Annotated in this window: 18 protein-coding genes; 7 read left to right on the top strand and 11 right to left on the bottom strand. The window is 72.4% G+C overall.

The features are described 5' to 3' along the window. Positions 1 to 287 precede the first annotated feature (287 nt). A complete protein-coding gene (locus ACGF12_RS17520; protein WP_393030169.1) occupies positions 288 to 1,055 on the top strand; it encodes a CDP-alcohol phosphatidyltransferase family protein in 768 nt (255 codons plus the stop codon). A gap of 203 nt (positions 1,056 to 1,258) precedes the next feature. Continuing rightward, the gene (locus tag ACGF12_RS17515; RefSeq protein ID WP_393030166.1) at positions 1,259 to 1,786 is read left to right on the top strand and encodes a hypothetical protein; all 528 of its coding nucleotides are present in this window, start codon (positions 1,259 to 1,261) and stop codon (positions 1,784 to 1,786) included. Here ACGF12_RS17515 and ACGF12_RS17510 read toward each other — a convergent pair. Continuing rightward, positions 1,783 to 2,130 (bottom strand): ArsR/SmtB family transcription factor, encoded by a 348-nt coding sequence (locus ACGF12_RS17510; RefSeq protein WP_387613995.1) that lies wholly within the window; start codon positions 2,128 to 2,130, stop codon positions 1,783 to 1,785. The genes ACGF12_RS17515 and ACGF12_RS17510 overlap by 4 nt on opposite strands. Positions 2,131 to 2,240: 110 nt before the next feature. Here ACGF12_RS17510 and ACGF12_RS17505 point away from each other — a divergent pair, with 110 nt between their 5' ends. Next, the gene (locus tag ACGF12_RS17505) at positions 2,241 to 3,230 is read left to right on the top strand and encodes a zinc-binding alcohol dehydrogenase family protein (RefSeq protein ID WP_393030163.1); all 990 of its coding nucleotides are present in this window, start codon (positions 2,241 to 2,243) and stop codon (positions 3,228 to 3,230) included. A gap of 60 nt (positions 3,231 to 3,290) precedes the next feature. Here ACGF12_RS17505 and ACGF12_RS17500 read toward each other — a convergent pair whose 3' ends face one another. After that, positions 3,291 to 4,040: an MBL fold metallo-hydrolase gene (locus tag ACGF12_RS17500; RefSeq protein ID WP_393030160.1), complete on the bottom strand. Its 750-nt coding sequence runs from the start codon at positions 4,038 to 4,040 to the stop codon at positions 3,291 to 3,293. A gap of 222 nt (positions 4,041 to 4,262) precedes the next feature. Between ACGF12_RS17500 and ACGF12_RS17495 the strand changes: the two genes are divergently transcribed. Next, a complete protein-coding gene (locus ACGF12_RS17495; RefSeq protein ID WP_393030157.1) occupies positions 4,263 to 5,099 on the top strand; it encodes an NmrA family NAD(P)-binding protein in 837 nt (278 codons plus the stop codon). A gap of 59 nt (positions 5,100 to 5,158) precedes the next feature. Here the strand turns inward: ACGF12_RS17495 and ACGF12_RS17490 are convergent, their stop codons facing one another. Beyond that, a complete protein-coding gene (locus tag ACGF12_RS17490; protein WP_393030154.1) occupies positions 5,159 to 5,713 on the bottom strand; it encodes a GNAT family N-acetyltransferase in 555 nt (184 codons plus the stop codon). A gap of 470 nt (positions 5,714 to 6,183) precedes the next feature. Continuing rightward, positions 6,184 to 6,678 (bottom strand): N-acetyltransferase, encoded by a 495-nt coding sequence (locus tag ACGF12_RS17485; protein WP_393030151.1) that lies wholly within the window; start codon positions 6,676 to 6,678, stop codon positions 6,184 to 6,186. Positions 6,679 to 6,957: 279 nt separating this feature from the next. On the opposite strand from ACGF12_RS17485, the gene ACGF12_RS17480 reads away from it, so the two are divergent. From ACGF12_RS17480 to ACGF12_RS17470, 3 genes are all read left to right on the top strand, one after another. Continuing rightward, on the top strand, positions 6,958 to 7,368 hold the full coding sequence (locus tag ACGF12_RS17480; protein WP_393030148.1) for a VOC family protein: 411 nt from the start codon (positions 6,958 to 6,960) through the stop codon (positions 7,366 to 7,368). Positions 7,369 to 7,578: 210 nt separating this feature from the next. Continuing rightward, positions 7,579 to 7,977: a hypothetical protein gene (locus ACGF12_RS17475; RefSeq protein ID WP_393030145.1), complete on the top strand. Its 399-nt coding sequence runs from the start codon at positions 7,579 to 7,581 to the stop codon at positions 7,975 to 7,977. A gap of 126 nt (positions 7,978 to 8,103) precedes the next feature. After that, positions 8,104 to 9,312, top strand: coding sequence for a serine hydrolase domain-containing protein (locus tag ACGF12_RS17470; RefSeq protein ID WP_393030142.1), 1,209 nt, complete (start codon positions 8,104 to 8,106; stop codon positions 9,310 to 9,312). Positions 9,313 to 9,325: 13 nt separating this feature from the next. On the opposite strand, the gene ACGF12_RS17465 is transcribed toward ACGF12_RS17470, so the two are convergent. The 7 genes from ACGF12_RS17465 to ACGF12_RS17435 form a co-directional block, all read right to left on the bottom strand. After that, complete coding sequence (locus ACGF12_RS17465) at positions 9,326 to 9,904, bottom strand: hypothetical protein (protein WP_393030139.1); 579 nt, start codon at positions 9,902 to 9,904, stop codon at positions 9,326 to 9,328. Positions 9,905 to 10,040: 136 nt separating this feature from the next. Further along, positions 10,041 to 10,808, bottom strand: a complete 768-nt coding sequence (locus ACGF12_RS17460; RefSeq protein WP_393030136.1) for an ABC transporter permease — start codon at positions 10,806 to 10,808, stop codon at positions 10,041 to 10,043. Further along, positions 10,805 to 11,731, bottom strand: a complete 927-nt coding sequence (locus ACGF12_RS17455; RefSeq protein ID WP_393030133.1) for an ATP-binding cassette domain-containing protein — start codon at positions 11,729 to 11,731, stop codon at positions 10,805 to 10,807. The genes ACGF12_RS17460 and ACGF12_RS17455 overlap by 4 nt, the downstream gene beginning before the upstream one ends. After that, on the bottom strand, positions 11,731 to 12,570 hold the full coding sequence (locus ACGF12_RS17450) for a DUF4097 domain-containing protein (RefSeq protein WP_393030130.1): 840 nt from the start codon (positions 12,568 to 12,570) through the stop codon (positions 11,731 to 11,733). The genes ACGF12_RS17455 and ACGF12_RS17450 overlap by 1 nt, the downstream gene beginning before the upstream one ends. 103 nt (positions 12,571 to 12,673) lie before the next feature. Then, positions 12,674 to 13,243 carry a toxin-antitoxin system HicB family antitoxin gene (locus tag ACGF12_RS17445; protein WP_393030127.1) on the bottom strand — a complete coding sequence of 190 codons (570 nt, stop codon included), beginning with the start codon at positions 13,241 to 13,243 and terminating at the stop codon, positions 12,674 to 12,676. 176 nt (positions 13,244 to 13,419) lie between these two features. Next, complete coding sequence (locus ACGF12_RS17440) at positions 13,420 to 14,490, bottom strand: adenosine deaminase (RefSeq protein ID WP_393030180.1); 1,071 nt, start codon at positions 14,488 to 14,490, stop codon at positions 13,420 to 13,422. 125 nt (positions 14,491 to 14,615) lie between these two features. Further along, on the bottom strand, positions 14,616 to 15,911 hold the full coding sequence (locus tag ACGF12_RS17435; RefSeq protein WP_393030124.1) for a DUF445 domain-containing protein: 1,296 nt from the start codon (positions 15,909 to 15,911) through the stop codon (positions 14,616 to 14,618). Between the last annotated feature and the right edge of the window lie 26 nt (positions 15,912 to 15,937).

The raw sequence follows: 15,937 nt of genomic DNA, 5'->3' as shown, positions 1-15,937 counted from the left end.
CTCCGACGCCAGCAGGCATGCGCCGAGCGGCCGACGACCGATCCCGCCGATCACGACCGCTCGGCCGCTTGCCGGTTACTGAGACACGCTCCTAGCCCGGGGGTCTTCGGCCGGCCCACCGTTTTTCCGCCGCTCACCGGCTCGTCACCGCCCGCTCCACTGCCCTTCCACCTCCTCCGCACCGCCCTCTCCGCTCTCCCGTTCACCGCCGAACGGGCTGGTCACAGCAGTGCTCCGGAGGCCGTAGCCTGTGGTGATCGTTTCGGGACAGGTGGAGGGATGTCGTCATGGTGGCTGCTCCGGCGCTCGCCGAGTTGCGCGAGGTGTGCCAGCCGCAGGCCAAGCTGCAGAGCCGCAACGGTGAGCACTGGGCGGGCCGGCTGTACATGCGGGCCGTCTCGCTGCGCACCACCCGGCAGCTGGTGCGGACCTCGGTCTCGCCGAACACCCTGACCTGGGTGATGGTGGTGTGCGGGGTCGGCGGCGGCGCGGCCCTGCTGATCCCGGGCCTGACCGGCGCGGTGCTGGCGGCGGTGCTGTTCCAGCTGTTCCTGCTGTTCGACTGCGTGGACGGTGAAGTGGCGCGCTGGAAGCGCCAGTTCAGCATGGCCGGGGTGTACGTGGACCGGCTCGGCGCCTACCTGGCGGACGCCGCGCTGATGATCGGCGCCGGCGTCCGGGCGGCGCGCGGCGGCTCGGAGCTGTGGGTGTCGGCGGGCCTGGCGGCCGCGCTGGGCGTGGTGCTGCTGAAGGCCTCGACGGACCTGGTGGACGTGGCCCGCGCCCGCAGCGGTCAGCCGCCGGCGGACGAGGAGTCCACCCAGCCGCGCTCCCAGGGCATCGCGACGGCCCGTCGGTTCGCCTCGATCTTCAAGATCCACCGGGTGACGAACGGCATCGAGGCCTCCCTGGTGCTGCTGGCGGCGGCCGCGGTGGACGCCGGGCTCGGCCACCTGGACGCGACCCGGGCGACGCTCGCCGGGATCACGGTGATCACCTGGGGGATGGTGGTGGCGCACCTGGCGTCGATCCTGTCCTCCTCGCGGCTGCGCTGACCCCGTACGGCGGCTGCCCCTCGTACAACCACCGGTCCCCGTACGGCCCCTGGCCCCCGTACGGGCTCCGGCCCCCCGCACGACCGCCGGCCCCCGGACCGCCCGCGGGCTGAGGCGCCACTCCCCCACCCGGGGGAGGGTGCCGGCCCAAGCCCGCCGGCGGGCGGACGCGGCGGGGACGGTGACGGCGGGAGGGTGGACGCATGACAACGCCCCCGCCCACCACCGCCGTCCCCGCCCCGCCCCGCTGGGCCGTCCACGCCTCGCACGTCGCCGCGGCCACCGCCCTGCCGGCCGGGCTGTGGCGGCTGGGGCTGGTCGCGGGCTGGCACGGCGGCTACACCGACGCGGGCTACCACGCGGTGGGCTTCACCGGCTGGGACGCGGTGTGGCCGGTCACCCTGAGCGTGCTCACCGAGGCGCTGGCCCTGCTCACCCTCGGCCTGGTCCGGCCGTGGGGCACGGTGCCACCGCGCTGGATCCCGTTCCTCGGCGGGCGCCCGGTCAACCCGCGCGCCGTCGTCATCGCGGCCTCGCTGGGCGCCGCCGGGCTGGTGCTGCTCTGGACGCCCTTCCTCGCCTGGTGGGCGACGCCGCACCCGAACATGACCCCGCGCGGGCACCTGCTGGTCGGCTTCCTCTACCTGCCGGCGGTCGCCTGGGGGCCGCTGCTGGCGGCTGTCACCGTCTCGTACCACCGCCGGCACCGCACGGCCGACGCCGGGTCCTAGACCACTTCGGCCGCCTCGTTGCGGGCGAGCGCGGCGAGGACGGTGTCGAGCAGGCCGGGGAAGCGCCGCTCCAGGTCGACCGTACGCAGGGCGGAGAACCGGCGGTTGGCCTCCTCGCGCTGGGTGATCACACCGGACTCCCGCAGCACCTTGAAGTGGTGGCTGAGGGTGGACGGCGCGACGTCCACCGGGAAGGTGCCGCAGGCCCGTTCCGGTTCGGTGCGCAGCACGCGGACGATGGTCATCCGGGTGGGGTCGGAGAGCGCGTGCAGGACGTCGTACAGGTCGATCTCCTCGGTCGCGGGGTGCGCGAGCGCCGGTCGGCGGCGGGTGCTGCGGGGCATGGACGACCTCCCTGATCTGCGATGTTCGACAACCATCAAAACAGCGTGGTAGCAATGGCTCACGGCAATTTCGTCGTTCGTCGAACATCGTAGTCGAGGGGGACACGACCATGCGCGCACTGGTGATGACCGCACCCGGTGGAGCCGAGAACTCCGAGGTCCAGGAGTTGGAGGCACCGCACCCCGGCCCCGGCCAGGTGGCGATCGACGTCGCCTGGGCCGGACTGAACTTCGTGGACGTGATGGCCCGCCGCGGCGACGGCGGCTACACCGCCGAGTGGCCGCACCTGCCGGGCAAGGAGGTGGCCGGTACGGTCCGGGAACTCGGCGAGGGCGTCACCGGACTGGCCGTGGGCGACCGGGTGGTGGCCGCGCCGGTCGGCGGCGGGCTGGCCGAGGTCGTCGTCGCGGAGGCCGTCCTGACCGTCCCGGTCCCGGACGGACTGGCGCTCAGCGTCGCCGCGGCCGCCCCGCTGGGCCTCGCCACCGCCGTCCTGCTGCTGACCGACGCGGGCCGGCTGACCGCCGGGGACAACGTCCTGGTCCACTCGGCCGGCGGCGGCATCGGCAGCGCGATCGCCCAGCTGGTCCCGCTGCTCGGCGGCGGGGGCACGCTGATCGGCACGGTCGGCCGTCCGGAGAAGGCCGCGGCCGCGGTCGAGCTGGGCTACGACCACGCCTTCGCCCGCGACGAGAAGCTCGCCGACGCCGTCCGCGCCGCGACCGACGGCCGGGGCGTCGACCTGGTGCTCGACCCGCTTGGCACCGCCGCGCTGGAGCTCGACCTGGACGTCACCGCACCCGGCGGCCGAATCGTCCTGTTCGGCAACGCCGGCGGCGGCACCGTCAGCGACCTGCCCCCGCTCGGGCTCCTGATGGGCGGCAACCTCTCCATCACCGGCTTCAGTCACCGCGCCTTCGCCGCCACCGCCCCCGAGCACCTCGCCCGCGCCATCCGCACCACCCTCGACCTGCAGGCGAACAGCGGCCTGACCATCCCGCTCACCGAACTGCCCGGCCTGGAGGCCGTCCCGGCCGCGCACGACGCGATGCAGGAGGGGCGGGCGACCGGCAAGTACGTGGTGCGCGTGGCGGGTTGAGCGGGCCGCCCGCACCGGAAGTCGGCCGGATCGACTTCCCGTACGGGGCGGTCGGCGGACTCAGACGGTGAAGGTCGCCCCCGGGTCGGCGGACTCGACCGGCCCCGCGAAGTGGGCCGCGGCGCGGGTGACCGCCCGTTCGGGGGTCACGGCCCGGCCGACGTGGGTGACGACCAGGCGGCGCGCGGCAGCCGCGGTGGCGGTCGCGCCGGCCTGCTCGGGGGTGTGGTGCGCCGGGTCGTCGCCCTCCGCCTCGCAGAGCAACAGGTCGCAGTCCGCGGCCAGTTCGGTGAGCGCGACGCACGGCGCGGTGTCGCCGGAGTAGACCAGCGAGCGGCCGCCGGCCTCCACCCGGAGCGCGAAGGCCGGCATGCCGTGCTCCACCGCCCGGCTGGTCAGCGCCATCGAGCCGACCGCCACCCGGTGCCCGTCGGACAACTCCGTGACGGCGAAGGCTGATTCGACCGGACTGCGCTGCGCCGAGTTGGTCAGGAAGTCCGCCAGCCGGTCGGCGGTGCCGGGCGGGCCGTAGAGCGGGATCGGCGCGGCGAGCCGGATGTCGGCGTACAGGGCACCGTAGTAGGCGGTGAGCAGGTCGGCGCAGTGGTCGGCGTGCAGGTGCGAGATCCAGATCGCGTCCAGCTCGTCCAGCCTCACGTACCGCTGGAGCGGCCCGAGGGTGCCGGTGCCGGCGTCCACCCACACCCGGGTGGCCCCGCCGGAGACCAGGTAGCCGGAGCAGGGATTGTCGGCGCTCGGGTAGGGCGTGGCGCTTCCCAGCACGGTGAGCCGGAGTCGGTCGTCGGACATCGGGCGAGCCTAGCCGTCGGGCGGCCTCGGCGACGAGCCCGTCGAAGGAGCGCCGGCGGCGGCAGGCGGCGGGATCGGCGGTTTCCACGGCGAGTTGGCGAAGGCGTGGGCTCGCCGGCCGGCGCCCCTTCAGGACGGCGTCCTTGCACGGCGGCGTCCTTGCACGGCGGCGGCCGGATCGTCCGGGGCATAGTCCGGGCCCGCCAGGTGTTCGGAGCCGGCATGACCAAGATTCTGGTGATCGGCGCAAACGGCAGTGTGGGCACGCATGTTGTGGCCGCGCTGGCCGAAGGCGGGCACGAGGTACGGGCGTTGGTGCGGGACGCCGCCAAGGCCGCGCTGCCCGCGGGGGTGGAGGCCGTGCGGGGTGATCTGGCGGCGCCGGAGAGCCTGGTGGGCGCTCTGAGCGGCGGAGTGGAGAGCGTCTACCTGATGTGGCCCGGGATTCCGGTGCAGCCGCGGGTGGTGGAGCTGATCGCCCGGCACGCCGAGCGGGTCGTGTACCTGTCGACGGATGTGGCCGACCTCGCGGACGACGAGCCGGCGGTGATCTTCCACCAGGAGATCGAGCGGCTGATCCGCCGATCCGGCCTCGGCTGGACCTTCGTGCGGGCGATCGACTTCGCGGGCAACATGCTCGGCTGGGCCGACCAGGTGCGGCAGGGCGTCGTCCGCTGGCCGTACGGCGAGGCGCGCCGCTCGCTGATCCACGAGCGGGACATCGCGGACGTGGCGGTGGCGGCGCTCACCGAGGACGGGCACGACGGCGGCAAGTACGTGGTCACCGGGCCCGAGTCGATCTCCCACGCCGAGCTGGCGCGGATCATCGGCGAGGAGACCGGCACCGGGGTGCGATGGGACGAACTCGCGCCCGAGACGGCCCGTGAGCAGCTGACGGCGGCTTGGGGGAACGCGGCGTTCGTGGACTCCCGGCTGCGGGCGTGGGAGGCGTTCACGCGCGAGCCGGAGCGGGTGACGGACACCGTGCAGCAGGTGCTCGGGCGCCCGGCGCGCAGCTTCCGCTCGTGGGTGCGCGACCACGTGGAGGACTTCCGCTAGCCGCCCGCCCCGGCCGGCCCGTCACGCCCACTCCGGCCGGGCCCCTCACGCCGCGGTGGTCAACCCCGGAGGACTGCCAGCTCGATCTCCCGGCGCGTCTCGTCGCCCGGCACCGGCACCGACACGCCGGAGTGCTTGAAGCCGGCCCGCAGGTACATCGCCTGGGCACGGGCGTTGTCCTCGTGGACGAACAGCCGCACCCGCTCGATCCGGGGCTCGGTGAGCGACCAGGACCACTCCTGGCCGGCCCGGATGAGCTCATGCGCCAGACCGGTGCCGCGCGCCTCGGGGCGCACGTAGAAGCCGACCAGGTGGGTCTGGGGGACCTCGATGACGTCGCCGCCGAGGGCCCCCGCCCCGCCGGGCTGCTCGACCAGCACGGTGATGCTGCCCAGCCAGCGGCCGCCCTCGGCCTCCGCGACGATCTGCCGCACGGAGTCGCCCTCGGCCGCGCCCCGGGTGCGGCCCTGCCAGAACTCGTCGGGCTGGGCGGCGGCGTTCTCGTAGGTGTCGAGGAAGGCGACGTTCGCGACCGGATCCCGCAGGGCGTCCAGTCGGATCTCCTTGACCCGCTCCCACTCCTCGGTCCGTACGCGTCTGATGATGGTGCTCATCGCACGATGATCACCAGTGCCGACTGCCCTGGCAACCCCCTTTTGCGGCCGCCGACATGTGCTCCCTCCCCTGACACGGCAGCGGTCCTCGCCCGGTCGCCCGGTCGCCCGGTCGGCCGGCGGCGGGCCGACCGGGCGAGGACCGCAGACCCCCGCCGGGGGCGGCTCTCCCCGGTTCGGCGCACGGGCTCTGAGCTGCTAGTATTTATCTCATCGCGAGGGAGATGATTCCTCGTCAGGCGTCAGCGGTGCTACCAGAGCACGTCCTACTTTCAGTAGGAAGAGTCCGTGCAACCCGGGCCTGGCGCTCCACTGTCGGACGGGGTCCGGTGCCTTCACAGGCGCCGGACCCCGTCCGCGTTTCCGCTCACCCGCTTCGCTGCCACCGCCCGCGGAGCCGCCTGCGCCCCCGATCGGGCCGGCCGCCGCCGGAGGGCACCGCGACACCCTCCGGCACCGGTGTCGGAGGATCAGGCGGCCGGCAGGGCCTTCCAGTCCTGCCAGGAGATGTCGCGGCCCAGGTAGCGCGGCTTCCGGAACGGCCAGTCGGCGGCGATCCACTGTGGCACCAGGGCGTCCAGCGCCTGCTCCACCTCGCCGTCGACCAGCTCGTCCACCACCCACCAGGAGACCTCGCCGTCGGCGCCGGTCCGCTCCGGCGGGTCGATGTAGACGCAGCCGAGGATCGCCATCTCGGCGCGGTCGAGCAGGACGTAGTTGAAGGACTGGTGGGCGGCTGTCTCCCGCTCGTGCCGCGCCAGGTCGATCCGGTTCCCCTCGAAGGTCATCGTCTCGGCCGGCCAGCCCCAGACCGGGCCGAAGATGCCCCACAGGCGCTCGCGTGAGCCCATCACGGCCGGATAGTCGAGGGCGGCGTCGGCCTCCGCGATCGGCCTCAGGTGGTACTCGTCGCCGAGCAGGGGGACGTGGACGGGGTGGACGAAGTCATCGGGCAGCCAGGTCATGGCGCCGAGGCTAACCAACATCGGTGCTGCGGGCACTCGGCATTTTCTCGGTCCGGGCGGCCGGGTGCCCCGGCGGTCCGCGGGACCGGCGGGGGACGAGGGAGCCGGTCGAGTTCCCCGGGTTCATCCGTCGACGAACTGGCATGCGTGGCGGCGGCCCGGGCCCTCGACTCGGAGGACTAGGACCAGCGCCCGATGGTACCGGGCCGGGTGATCCCTAGGCTCGCTGCGATCGCCGATCCCAGACCCGCCCCCACCCCCACCTCAGAAAGTACGACCATGCCGGCTGACGCCACCGCTCACATCCGCATCGCCCGCCCCTCGCGTGACCTCCGCGCGGCGGAGGACTTCTGGGTCTCGGGGCTCGGGCTCGACGTCCTGTACCGGCACGAGACGGACGGCACCCCCGGCGAGCACTCGCTCCTCATGACCGGTTGGCCCGATGCCGCCTGGCACCTGGAGCTGGTCCACGACCCCGCTGCCCCGCTGGAGCCGCGGCCGACCGCCGAGGACCTGCTGGTCGTCTACCTGGGCGAGCCGGTGCCGGACGCGCTGGTCGAGCGGCTGGAGCAGCACGGCGGGAAGCGGGTGCCGGCCCACAACCCCTACTGGGACACCTGGGGCGTGACCGTTCAGGACCCGGACGGCTATCTGCTGGTGCTGTCCACCCGCTCCTGGTCCACCGTGTAGGCCCTCTCCGGGCGCGACAGAGCCGCCGATCCGACGATACGAAATCCGTAAATCCAGAACATGGCCTGATCCCATCGCCTCCGAACGAATCTTGCGGAAGGCGGTTTTCCGCCGCCGATGGCAGGGGTAGTGCCAGGACGTTCGCACTCCGACGATTCCCATGTCCGATGCGGAGGCGAATCTTTGAGATTTTTACGGAAGGGATTTCGCATGAACAGGATCGTCCGCAGCGCCCTCACGACCGTCGTCGCCGCAGGCGCGCTCACCGCCGCCGTCGCCCCCGTGGCCATGGCCGCCGAGCAGACCCGGTCGGTGGCCGGGGTCCAGGCCCAGGTCCGTAACCCGAAGACGGTCAAGGCCGACGCGTACAACCAGGCCCGCAGCATCCTGGCCAACGCCGGCAGCCAGACCGCCGCCAAGTCCCACCCGATCCACGGCAAGAACGATGTCCCGGTTTCCTACGGCACCAGCCTGCTCGCCTCCGCGCGCGACGAGTTCCGGACCGCGGACAAGAACCTGCCGCCGAAGGACAAGAAGTCCGACATGTCGATCGCGCACTACAACGCCATCCACAGCGCGGCCAAGACCATGGGCATCGACACCTGGTGACGGACCCGGCCTGACGACAACCCCGGTCTCCTCCGGACGGGGCCCGGCTCTCCTCCGGAAGACGGAGAGCCGGGCCCTTCGTCCGGAGGAGGACCGCCGGCAGCCGCCGATGCGAGCGTGATCGGCATGACCACAACTCATCCGTCCCGCCGCCGAATCAGCGTGCGGATCGGCGCGCGGATCGCCGCCGCCGCCGCCCTCGCCACCGCCACCCTCGCCGCGCTCGCGCCCAACGCCACGGCCGCCGGCCCGGTCGTCCCACCGCAGGTCTCCGCCGACTTACAGCCCGAGCTGAACGCCATGGTCGAGCAGGGTGGCAGCACGGCCGCGCTCGCCGAGGTCCGCGACCACGGCCGGGTCACCTGGCGCGGCGCGGCCGGCACCGCCGACCTGGACACCGGCCGACCCGCGCGCGCGGACGGGCGGTTCAGGATCGCCAGCGTCACCAAGAGCTTCGTCTCGACCGTCACCCTCCAGCTGGTCGGCGAAGGACGGATCGGACTGGACGATCCGATCGAGCACTACCTGCCCGGCACCGTCCCGAACGGCGACCACATCACCGTCCGCCAACTCCTCAACCACACCAGCGGGCTGCACGACTACCTGGGCGATCCACGGGTCCGCTCCAACACCGAGGCCGGCAACCGGGCGTTCCTCGCCACCGGGCGCTGGATCGAGTACACCCCGCAACGGCTGCTGGCCATCGGAACCGCCATGCCGCCGTACTTCCCGCCCGGCCAGGACTGGCACTACTCCAACACCAACTACGTCGTCGTCGGCATGCTCATCGAGAAGGTCACCGGCCACAGTTGGCGGGAGGCGGTGGAGGACCGGATCATCCGACCGCTCGGGCTGCGCCACACCTCCCTGCCGACCACCTCCACGGCGGTCCCCGGGCCGCACGCGCACGGCTACTTCAAGTTCCCCGAAGGCCCGGGCGACGTCACCCGGCTCTCCCCGACCATCGCGGACGCGGCCGGCGCCGGGATCTCCACCACCGACGACCTCAACCGCTTCCACGCGGCACTGTTCGGCGGCACGTTGCTCGCCCCGGCGCAGCTCGCCGAGATGACCACCACGGTCCGCATCCCCGGCCTGCCCGGCGCCGAGTACGGGCTCGGCACGGCCCGCTACGACTTCTCCTGCGGCCGGTTCTGGGGCCACACCGGCGAAATCCCCGGCTACTCGACCGCCGTGTTCGGCACGCGGGACGGCAGCCGGCAGGTCGCGCTGTCGTACAACGAGTACGACAAGAGCGACTCCGACAAGTCCGACCGGCTCTACCGGGCCTTCTTGGAGAAGGCTCTCTGCGGGACGTCGGCCGCCTCGGGCTGACGGTCGGACCGGGCTACCGGGGCAGCACCCGGGGCTCGCTCAGACTGCCGTCCGGGCGCACGTCGAAGACCCGGAGCTCCGTCCGCCCGGTCACCGTGATCCGGTCCGGACCGGACCACTCGACCCTGGTGAAGTCACCGCTGTCGGCGTCCCAGGTGCCCAGGTTCCAGTGGCGGGCGGACCAACCACTGCCGGTCACCAGCTCCACCCGGTAGATCGGGTCGATCGAGAAGGCGATGTCGGTCACGGTCAGCACCCGGTCCGGGTGGTCCGGGTGGATCTTCCTCTCGACCCAGCGCCCCTCACCGCCGAACACGTACGACAGCACCACGATCGGCACCCCGCCGAAGACGAGCGCCACGAGACCGGCCGCACAACCGACCTGCGACAACCTGGCACGGAAGTCCAGCTCGACGATCAGCGAGACCACGATCAGCACGGTGGCCGCGCCGACCAGCAGGACCGGGCGGTTGAACCAGTGTTCGACCTCCACCAGCCCGCCCGAGTGGGAGGCGTGCCGGCCCGCCACGTACGTCAGGACCGGCGCCAGCGCCACCCCTCTGAGCCCCCACGCGATCTGTCTGCGACGCACTGCCGTCATCCGTCCCCCCGAACGAGCTTTGCCGATCTTTGGCCCGGACTTTACTACGGGAGGATCGCACCGCGACGGCCCGGACGGCGGGTGCTCCCCGCCGTCCGGGCCTGGTGGGCTACCGGCCGTACCCCCGTCACCGCCGGTAGAAGACGCTCCGCGACCAGAGGTAGCCGACCAGCGTGAGGCCGGCGCACCAGGCGAGGGCGCTCCACGCGCTGGTGCCGATCCCGGTGCCCATCAGCAGGCCGCGCAGGGTCTCGATGATGGGGGTGAAGGGCTGGTACTCGGCGAACCACCGCAGCACGGTCGGCATCGAGTCGGGCGGGACGATCGCGCTGCCGATGAACGGCAGGAACGTCAGCGGCAGCGGCGTGTTGCTCGCGCTCTCCGGCGTCTTCGACACCAGCCCGATCCCCGCCGAGATCCAGGTCAGCGCCAGGGTCACGAAGAGCAGCAGCCCCGCGGCCGCGAGCCATTCCAGCGGGCCGGCGCTCGACCGGAACCCCATCGCGAAGGCCGCGGCGATCACGAACACCAGCGCGACCACCGTCTGGATCACGCTGCCGACCACGTGCCCGGCCAGGAACGCCGACCGTGAGATCGACATGGTCCGGAAGCGGTTGACTATGCCCTCCGTCATGTCGACGCACACGCCCACCGCGGTGGCGACCGAGCCCGCCGTCGCCGTCATCAGCACGATCCCGGGCGTCACGTAGTCGATGTAGCTCCCGCCGCCGATCCCCGCCCCCAACGCTCCCCCGAAGGCGTAGTTGAAGAGCAGCAGCATCATCACCGGCATCACCACGACCGAGAAGGTCATCGCCGGATACCGCTGCGCCCGCTTGAGGTTGCGTCGCAGCATGGTCAGCGAGTCGCTGACCACATAGGTCGTCGCACTCATCGCGCACCCTCCCCGGTCAGCGTGAGGAAAACGTCGTCCAGATCGGCCGTCTCCACGACCAGCGACTGCGCCTGTACGGACGCGTTGTCGAGTGCGTCCAGCACGGCCTTCACGGTGAGCACCGAGTTGTCCCCCGGGATGTCCAGCCGCAGGGCGTCGGCGTCGGCCGTGGCGTAGTCGAACAGCGTGGCGGCGGTGCCCAGTTGGGCCGCGTCGGTGAACTGGAGGCGGATCCGCCCGCCGGGGACGATCCGCTTCAGCTCCTCGGCCGTACCCTCGGCGACGATCCGGCCGCCGTCCAGGACGGCTATCCGGTCGGCGAGCTGGTCGGCCTCCTCCAGGTACTGGGTGGTGAGGAAGATCGTCACCCCGTGGTCGGCGACCAGCCCCCGGATGATCTCCCACATGGTGCGCCGGCTGCGCGGGTCCAGCCCGGTGGTCGGCTCGTCCAGGAAGATCACCTTGGGGTCGCCGACCAGCGTCATCGCCAGGTCGAGCTTGCGCCGCATGCCACCGGAGAAGGTGGCGACGGGCTTGCGCGCGGCCTCGGTGAGTTCGAAGCGGCTCAACAGTTCCTCGGCCCGCCTCCGCCCCTCCCGACGGCGGAGGTGGTTGAGGTCTGCCATCAGCATCAGGTTCTCCTCGGCGGTGAGGAGGTTGTCGACCGCCGAGAACTGGCCGGTCACCCCGATCGCCTTCCGCACCCCGTCGGCCTGCCGGACCACATCGTGCCCGGCCACCTGGGCCGAGCCGCCGTCGGCGGGGATCAGGGTGGAGAGGATCTGCACGGTGGTGGTCTTGCCGGCGCCGTTCGGCCCGAGCAGGGCGAAGACGCTACCGGCCCGGATGGACAGGTCGATGCCGTTGAGCACCGCCTTGTCCCCGTAGGACTTGGTCAGCCCCACCGCGGAGATCGCCGTCATCAGGCCCTCCGGACGATGACGTTGCCGACCTGGGTGTTGGCACGAACCTCGGCGGTCTCCCGGGCGTCACCGGGGCCCTCGGCCGAGCCGAGGGTGTTGCGGACGCCGCCGAACTTGCTGTGCACGTCCAGCCAGGCCGCCGTGCCCTCCGCGATGCCGATCTCCACGTCCCCCACGCCGGTCTGCAGGGTGACCTTGCCGCGGACCACCTGGCCGAGCCGGATGTGGCCGTTCGCCGACTTGGCGTCCACGCCCGCCTCGGCGAGGCCGACGTGGATCCGGCCATTGGAGGAGTTGGCCGTCAACTCGCCGTGCACCTCGTCGATCTCGGTGTCGCCGTTGTTGTTCTTGACCGTCAGCGCGCCGCCGACGGAGCCGACCTCGATCCGGCCGCCGCCGGTCACCTCGGCGTCGCCGACGACCGTGCCGACCCGGACGTCCCCCATGTCGGTCTTGAGGCGAACGCTGTCGGCCCGGTCGACCTGGATCCGGCCCATGGAGGTCTTCAGCCGGCAGTCGCCGAGCGGGCCCTCGGTGACGAAGTCCGCCATCGGGGAGTCGACGTGCACCTCGGAGCCGGAGGGCAGCTCGATCGTGATCTCGATCGAGCCCTTCTTGCTGGAGAACACCGTGCGCTGCTTGGGGCCCTTGAGGGTGAGCCGGCCGCCGGAGAAGTCGACCTGGGTCAGCTCGGCGGCCTTGATGTCCGCGTCCCTGCTCGCGTTGGCGGGCCGGACCTCGACCACCGCGTCGGTGCGCTTGCTCGCCCGGATCCACACCGAGCCGATCTCGAACTCAAGGGCGACGGAGATCGGTCCGTCGGTCTCGTACGTAGGCATGGCTGTCCCGTCCTCTTGACTCGTGTAGCTGTTCCCGCTGGTCGGAGCGGGGTGACGTTGAAGGTTCGGAAGGTGGTGCGGAGGTTCGGATGGCGCGTAGGTGTCAGTGGACCCAGCCGGTGAAGCCCTGGCCGCCGACGCTGCGCGAGGTGCGGGTGCCGAGGTCGGCGGCCGGACGGGCGGCGGGCCGGCCTCCGTCCAGCGCGCCGGCGACGGCCCGGACCAGCCAGGCGTTGAGGGAGAGACCCTCCTGTCCGGCGGCCTCCTCCGCCCGGGCCTTGAGGTTGGCGGGCAGGCGCAGGTTGATCCGGGCGGTGCCCGACTCGTCCGACTCCGGCACCACCGGCGGCGCAACCGACGCCACGGATGGCACCACCGGCGCCACCGTCGGCACCACGGGCGGCACATCACCATGGAAGCCGCCGGAGCCGGGCGGCGCCGTCACCACGAACTCCGGGTCGAGCCCGCGCAGCCGCACGTCCACCGAGCCCGGGGCGAGGTCGCGGGTGACTTCGCCCATGGCGGCCGAGAGTGCGTTGAGCAGGGTGAGCCGCACGGCCGACTCCAGCGGGAGCGTCAGCCGGTCGGCCAGCTCACGGGCTTCCTCCCCGCCGGTGGCGGCGGCCACCGCGAGCTCGTTCCGGAGGTTTTCGACGTACGGCGTGAGGTCCATGGCTCAAGCATGGCACGGCGGTGGTGCCATGTCGAGCCATTTGTGGCACCACTCTGGCGCCATCGAGAAAACTCGGATGGCGCCACCCGGAAGCACCCGGCACCCCGTGCGGAAAGGGCACCGGAAACGGAACCGCCCCGCCGACCGAAGTCGACGGGGCGGTCACAGGAGGGGGGTCAGCGCTGCCAGCCCGCCAGGTAGGCGTCGATCTCGCCGGTCAGCCGCGCCTTGCCGGGCTGGTCCAGGAAGGAGGCCTCGACCGCGTTGCGGGCCAGCGCCGCCACCCCGGTCTCGTCCAGCCCCAGCAGCCGCGCCGCCACCGCGTACTCGGTGTTGAGGTCGGTGCCGAACATCGGCGGGTCGTCGCTGTTGACGGTCACCAGCAGCCCGGAGTCCACCATCCGCTTGATCGGGTGGTCCTCGATCCGCTCCACCGCCCGGGTGGCGATGTTGGAGGTCGGGCAGACCTCCAGCGCGATGCGGTGCTCGCCCAGGTAGTCGAGCAGCGCCGGGTCCTTGACCGCCTGGGTGCCGTGCCCGATGCGCTCGGCGCCGAGCTCGCGGATCGCGTCCCAGACGGTCTGCGGCCCGGTGCTCTCGCCGGCGTGCGGGACGGAGTGCAGGCCGGCCGCCCGCGCCCGGTCGAAGTACGGCTTGAACTGCGGCCGCGGCACGCCGATCTCCGGACCGCCCAGGCCGAAGCTGACCAGGCCTTCGGGGGCCAGCTCGGTGGCCAGGCGGGCGGTCACCTCGGCCGACTCCAGACCGGCCTCGCCCGGGATGTCGAAGCACCAGCGCAGCACCACGCCGAGTTCCTTCTCGGCGCGCAGCCGGGCGTCCTCGATGGCCTCCATGAAGGCGACGTCGGGGATCCCGCGCTTGACCGAGGAGTACGGGGTGATGGTCAGCTCGGCGTACCGGATGTTCTGGCGGGCCATGTCCTCGGCCACGCCGTAGGTGAGCGCGCGGACGTCCTCGGCGTCGCGGACCAGGTCCACGACGCTCAGGTAGACCTCGATGAAGTGGGCGAAGTCGGTGAAGGTGAAGTACTCGGCGAGCGCGGCAGGGTCGGTCGGCACCTTGGACTGGCCCCGGTGGCGGGCGGCCAGTTCGGCGACGACGCGCGGCGAAGCCGAGCCGACGTGGTGGACGTGCAGTTCCGCCTTGGGCATCCCGGCGATGAACGCCTCGATGCTCCGGTCTGCGGTGTTACCGGTGGGCCCGGTCTGACTGACATGGGGGCCGATCCGACTTCCGTCCGGCTGGACCACGGGGGTTCCCTTCTTCCTTCTCCGCGCCTTCTACGCGCGTATCGCACTGACGGGGCCCAGGATAGGCCCAAGTCGGCGCAGCCGACCGGGGACGCCGGGGTTCACCCCCCGAGCGCGATCGCCACGGTGTGGATCAGCAGCCCGGCCAGGGCGCCGACCACCGTGCCGTTGATCCGGATGAACTGCAGGTCACGCCCGACGTTGGCCTCGATCTTGCGCGAGGCGTCGTCGGCGTCCCAGCTCGCCACCGTCTCGGAGATCAGCGAGGTGATCTCGGTCCGGTAGGTGTCGACCAGGTACTGGGCGGCGTCCTGGAGCCAGCCGTCCACCTTGGCCTGCAGCTTGGCATCGGTGGCCAGACGCCCGCCGAAGCTGCGCACGCCGTCGCGGATGCGCCGGCGCAGTTCGCTGTCCTCGTCCTCGGCCGCGCCCATCACCAGCGTGCGCACGGCCGCCCAGGTGGAGTTGATCAGGTCCTGCACCTCGGGGCGGGCCAGCAGCTCGCCCTTGGCCCGCTCGACCCGGGCGATGGTCTCCGGGTCGGTCTGCAGCTCGGTGGCGAAGTCGGCGAGGAAGTTGTCGATCGCCCCGCGGGCCGGGTGGTTCGGGTCGTCCCGGATGTCGGTGACGAAGCGCAGCAGCTCCTTGTAGACCCGCTCGCCGACCTGGTGGTCGATGAACTTCGGCGTCCAGCCCGGGGTCTTCTGGGAGACCTTCCGGATCACGTCCTCGTGGTTGGCCGTGAGCCAGCCGTGCGCCCGGACGGCCACCAGGTCCACCACGCCGTGGTGCCCGCCGTCCGCGACCACCTTGCCCAGCATCCGGCCCATCGGCTCGGCCACCGAGGTGGCGGCGGCCCGCCGGGTGACCGCCTCGGCGACCACCGCCCGCACGTCGTCGTCGCGCAGCACCGCGAGCACCCCGCGCAGCGCCGCCGAGGCCTCCTTGGTGACGCGTTCGGCGCTGCCCGGCGCGGCCAGCCACTCCCCCAGCCGGCGGCCGATGCCGAGCGCCGCGAGCCGGCCGCGCACCACGTGGCCGGCGAGGAAGTTCTCGCCGACGAACTCGCCGAGCGAGCGCCCGAAGGCGTCCTTCTTGGTCGGGATGATCGCGGTGTGCGGGATCGGCAGGCCGAACGGGCGGCGGAACAGGGCCGTCACCGCGAACCAGTCGGCCAGTGCGCCGACCATGCCCGCCTCGGCGGCGGCCGCCACGTACCCCGCCCAGGCTCCGGCGCCGGCCGCCCTGGCCCAGGTGGAGAGGGCGAAGACCAGGGTCGCGAAGGCCAGCAGGCCGGTCGCGATGGTCTTCATCCGGCGGACGCCGCGTCTCTTCTGTTCGTCGGACGCGGTGAACCGGACCCCGGGGCCGGTCCCGCTGAAGGCTTCGTCACTCACCCCGCCAGTCTGCCCGTTGCCCGGCG

It is taken from the genome of Kitasatospora sp. NPDC048296 (assembly GCF_043201815.1).
Classification (GTDB): domain Bacteria; phylum Actinomycetota; class Actinomycetes; order Streptomycetales; family Streptomycetaceae; genus Kitasatospora.
This window is presented reverse-complemented; position numbering and strand designations above follow the sequence as displayed.

Bases quoted from the DNA above. Each gene is read 5' to 3' on its own strand.
- ACGF12_RS17475 (WP_393030145.1), top strand. From the start codon at position 7,579: ATGAACAGGATCGTCCGCAGCGCCCTCACGACCGTCGTCGCCGCAGGC.
- ACGF12_RS17515 (WP_393030166.1), top strand. From the start codon at position 1,259: ATGACAACGCCCCCGCCCACCACCGCCGTCCCCGCCCCGCCCCGCTGG.
- ACGF12_RS17490 (WP_393030154.1), bottom strand. From the start codon at position 5,713: ATGAGCACCATCATCAGACGCGTACGGACCGAGGAGTGGGAGCGGGTC.
- ACGF12_RS17480 (WP_393030148.1), top strand. From the start codon at position 6,958: ATGCCGGCTGACGCCACCGCTCACATCCGCATCGCCCGCCCCTCGCGT.
- ACGF12_RS17445 (WP_393030127.1), bottom strand. From the start codon at position 13,243: ATGGACCTCACGCCGTACGTCGAAAACCTCCGGAACGAGCTCGCGGTG.
- ACGF12_RS17520 (WP_393030169.1), top strand. From the start codon at position 288: ATGGTGGCTGCTCCGGCGCTCGCCGAGTTGCGCGAGGTGTGCCAGCCG.
- ACGF12_RS17510 (WP_387613995.1), bottom strand. From the start codon at position 2,130: ATGCCCCGCAGCACCCGCCGCCGACCGGCGCTCGCGCACCCCGCGACC.
- ACGF12_RS17495 (WP_393030157.1), top strand. From the start codon at position 4,263: ATGACCAAGATTCTGGTGATCGGCGCAAACGGCAGTGTGGGCACGCAT.
- ACGF12_RS17460 (WP_393030136.1), bottom strand. From the start codon at position 10,808: ATGAGTGCGACGACCTATGTGGTCAGCGACTCGCTGACCATGCTGCGA.
- ACGF12_RS17450 (WP_393030130.1), bottom strand. From the start codon at position 12,570: ATGCCTACGTACGAGACCGACGGACCGATCTCCGTCGCCCTTGAGTTC.
- ACGF12_RS17505 (WP_393030163.1), top strand. From the start codon at position 2,241: ATGCGCGCACTGGTGATGACCGCACCCGGTGGAGCCGAGAACTCCGAG.
- ACGF12_RS17500 (WP_393030160.1), bottom strand. From the start codon at position 4,040: ATGTCCGACGACCGACTCCGGCTCACCGTGCTGGGAAGCGCCACGCCC.
- ACGF12_RS17485 (WP_393030151.1), bottom strand. From the start codon at position 6,678: ATGACCTGGCTGCCCGATGACTTCGTCCACCCCGTCCACGTCCCCCTG.
- ACGF12_RS17470 (WP_393030142.1), top strand. From the start codon at position 8,104: ATGACCACAACTCATCCGTCCCGCCGCCGAATCAGCGTGCGGATCGGC.
- ACGF12_RS17455 (WP_393030133.1), bottom strand. From the start codon at position 11,731: ATGACGGCGATCTCCGCGGTGGGGCTGACCAAGTCCTACGGGGACAAG.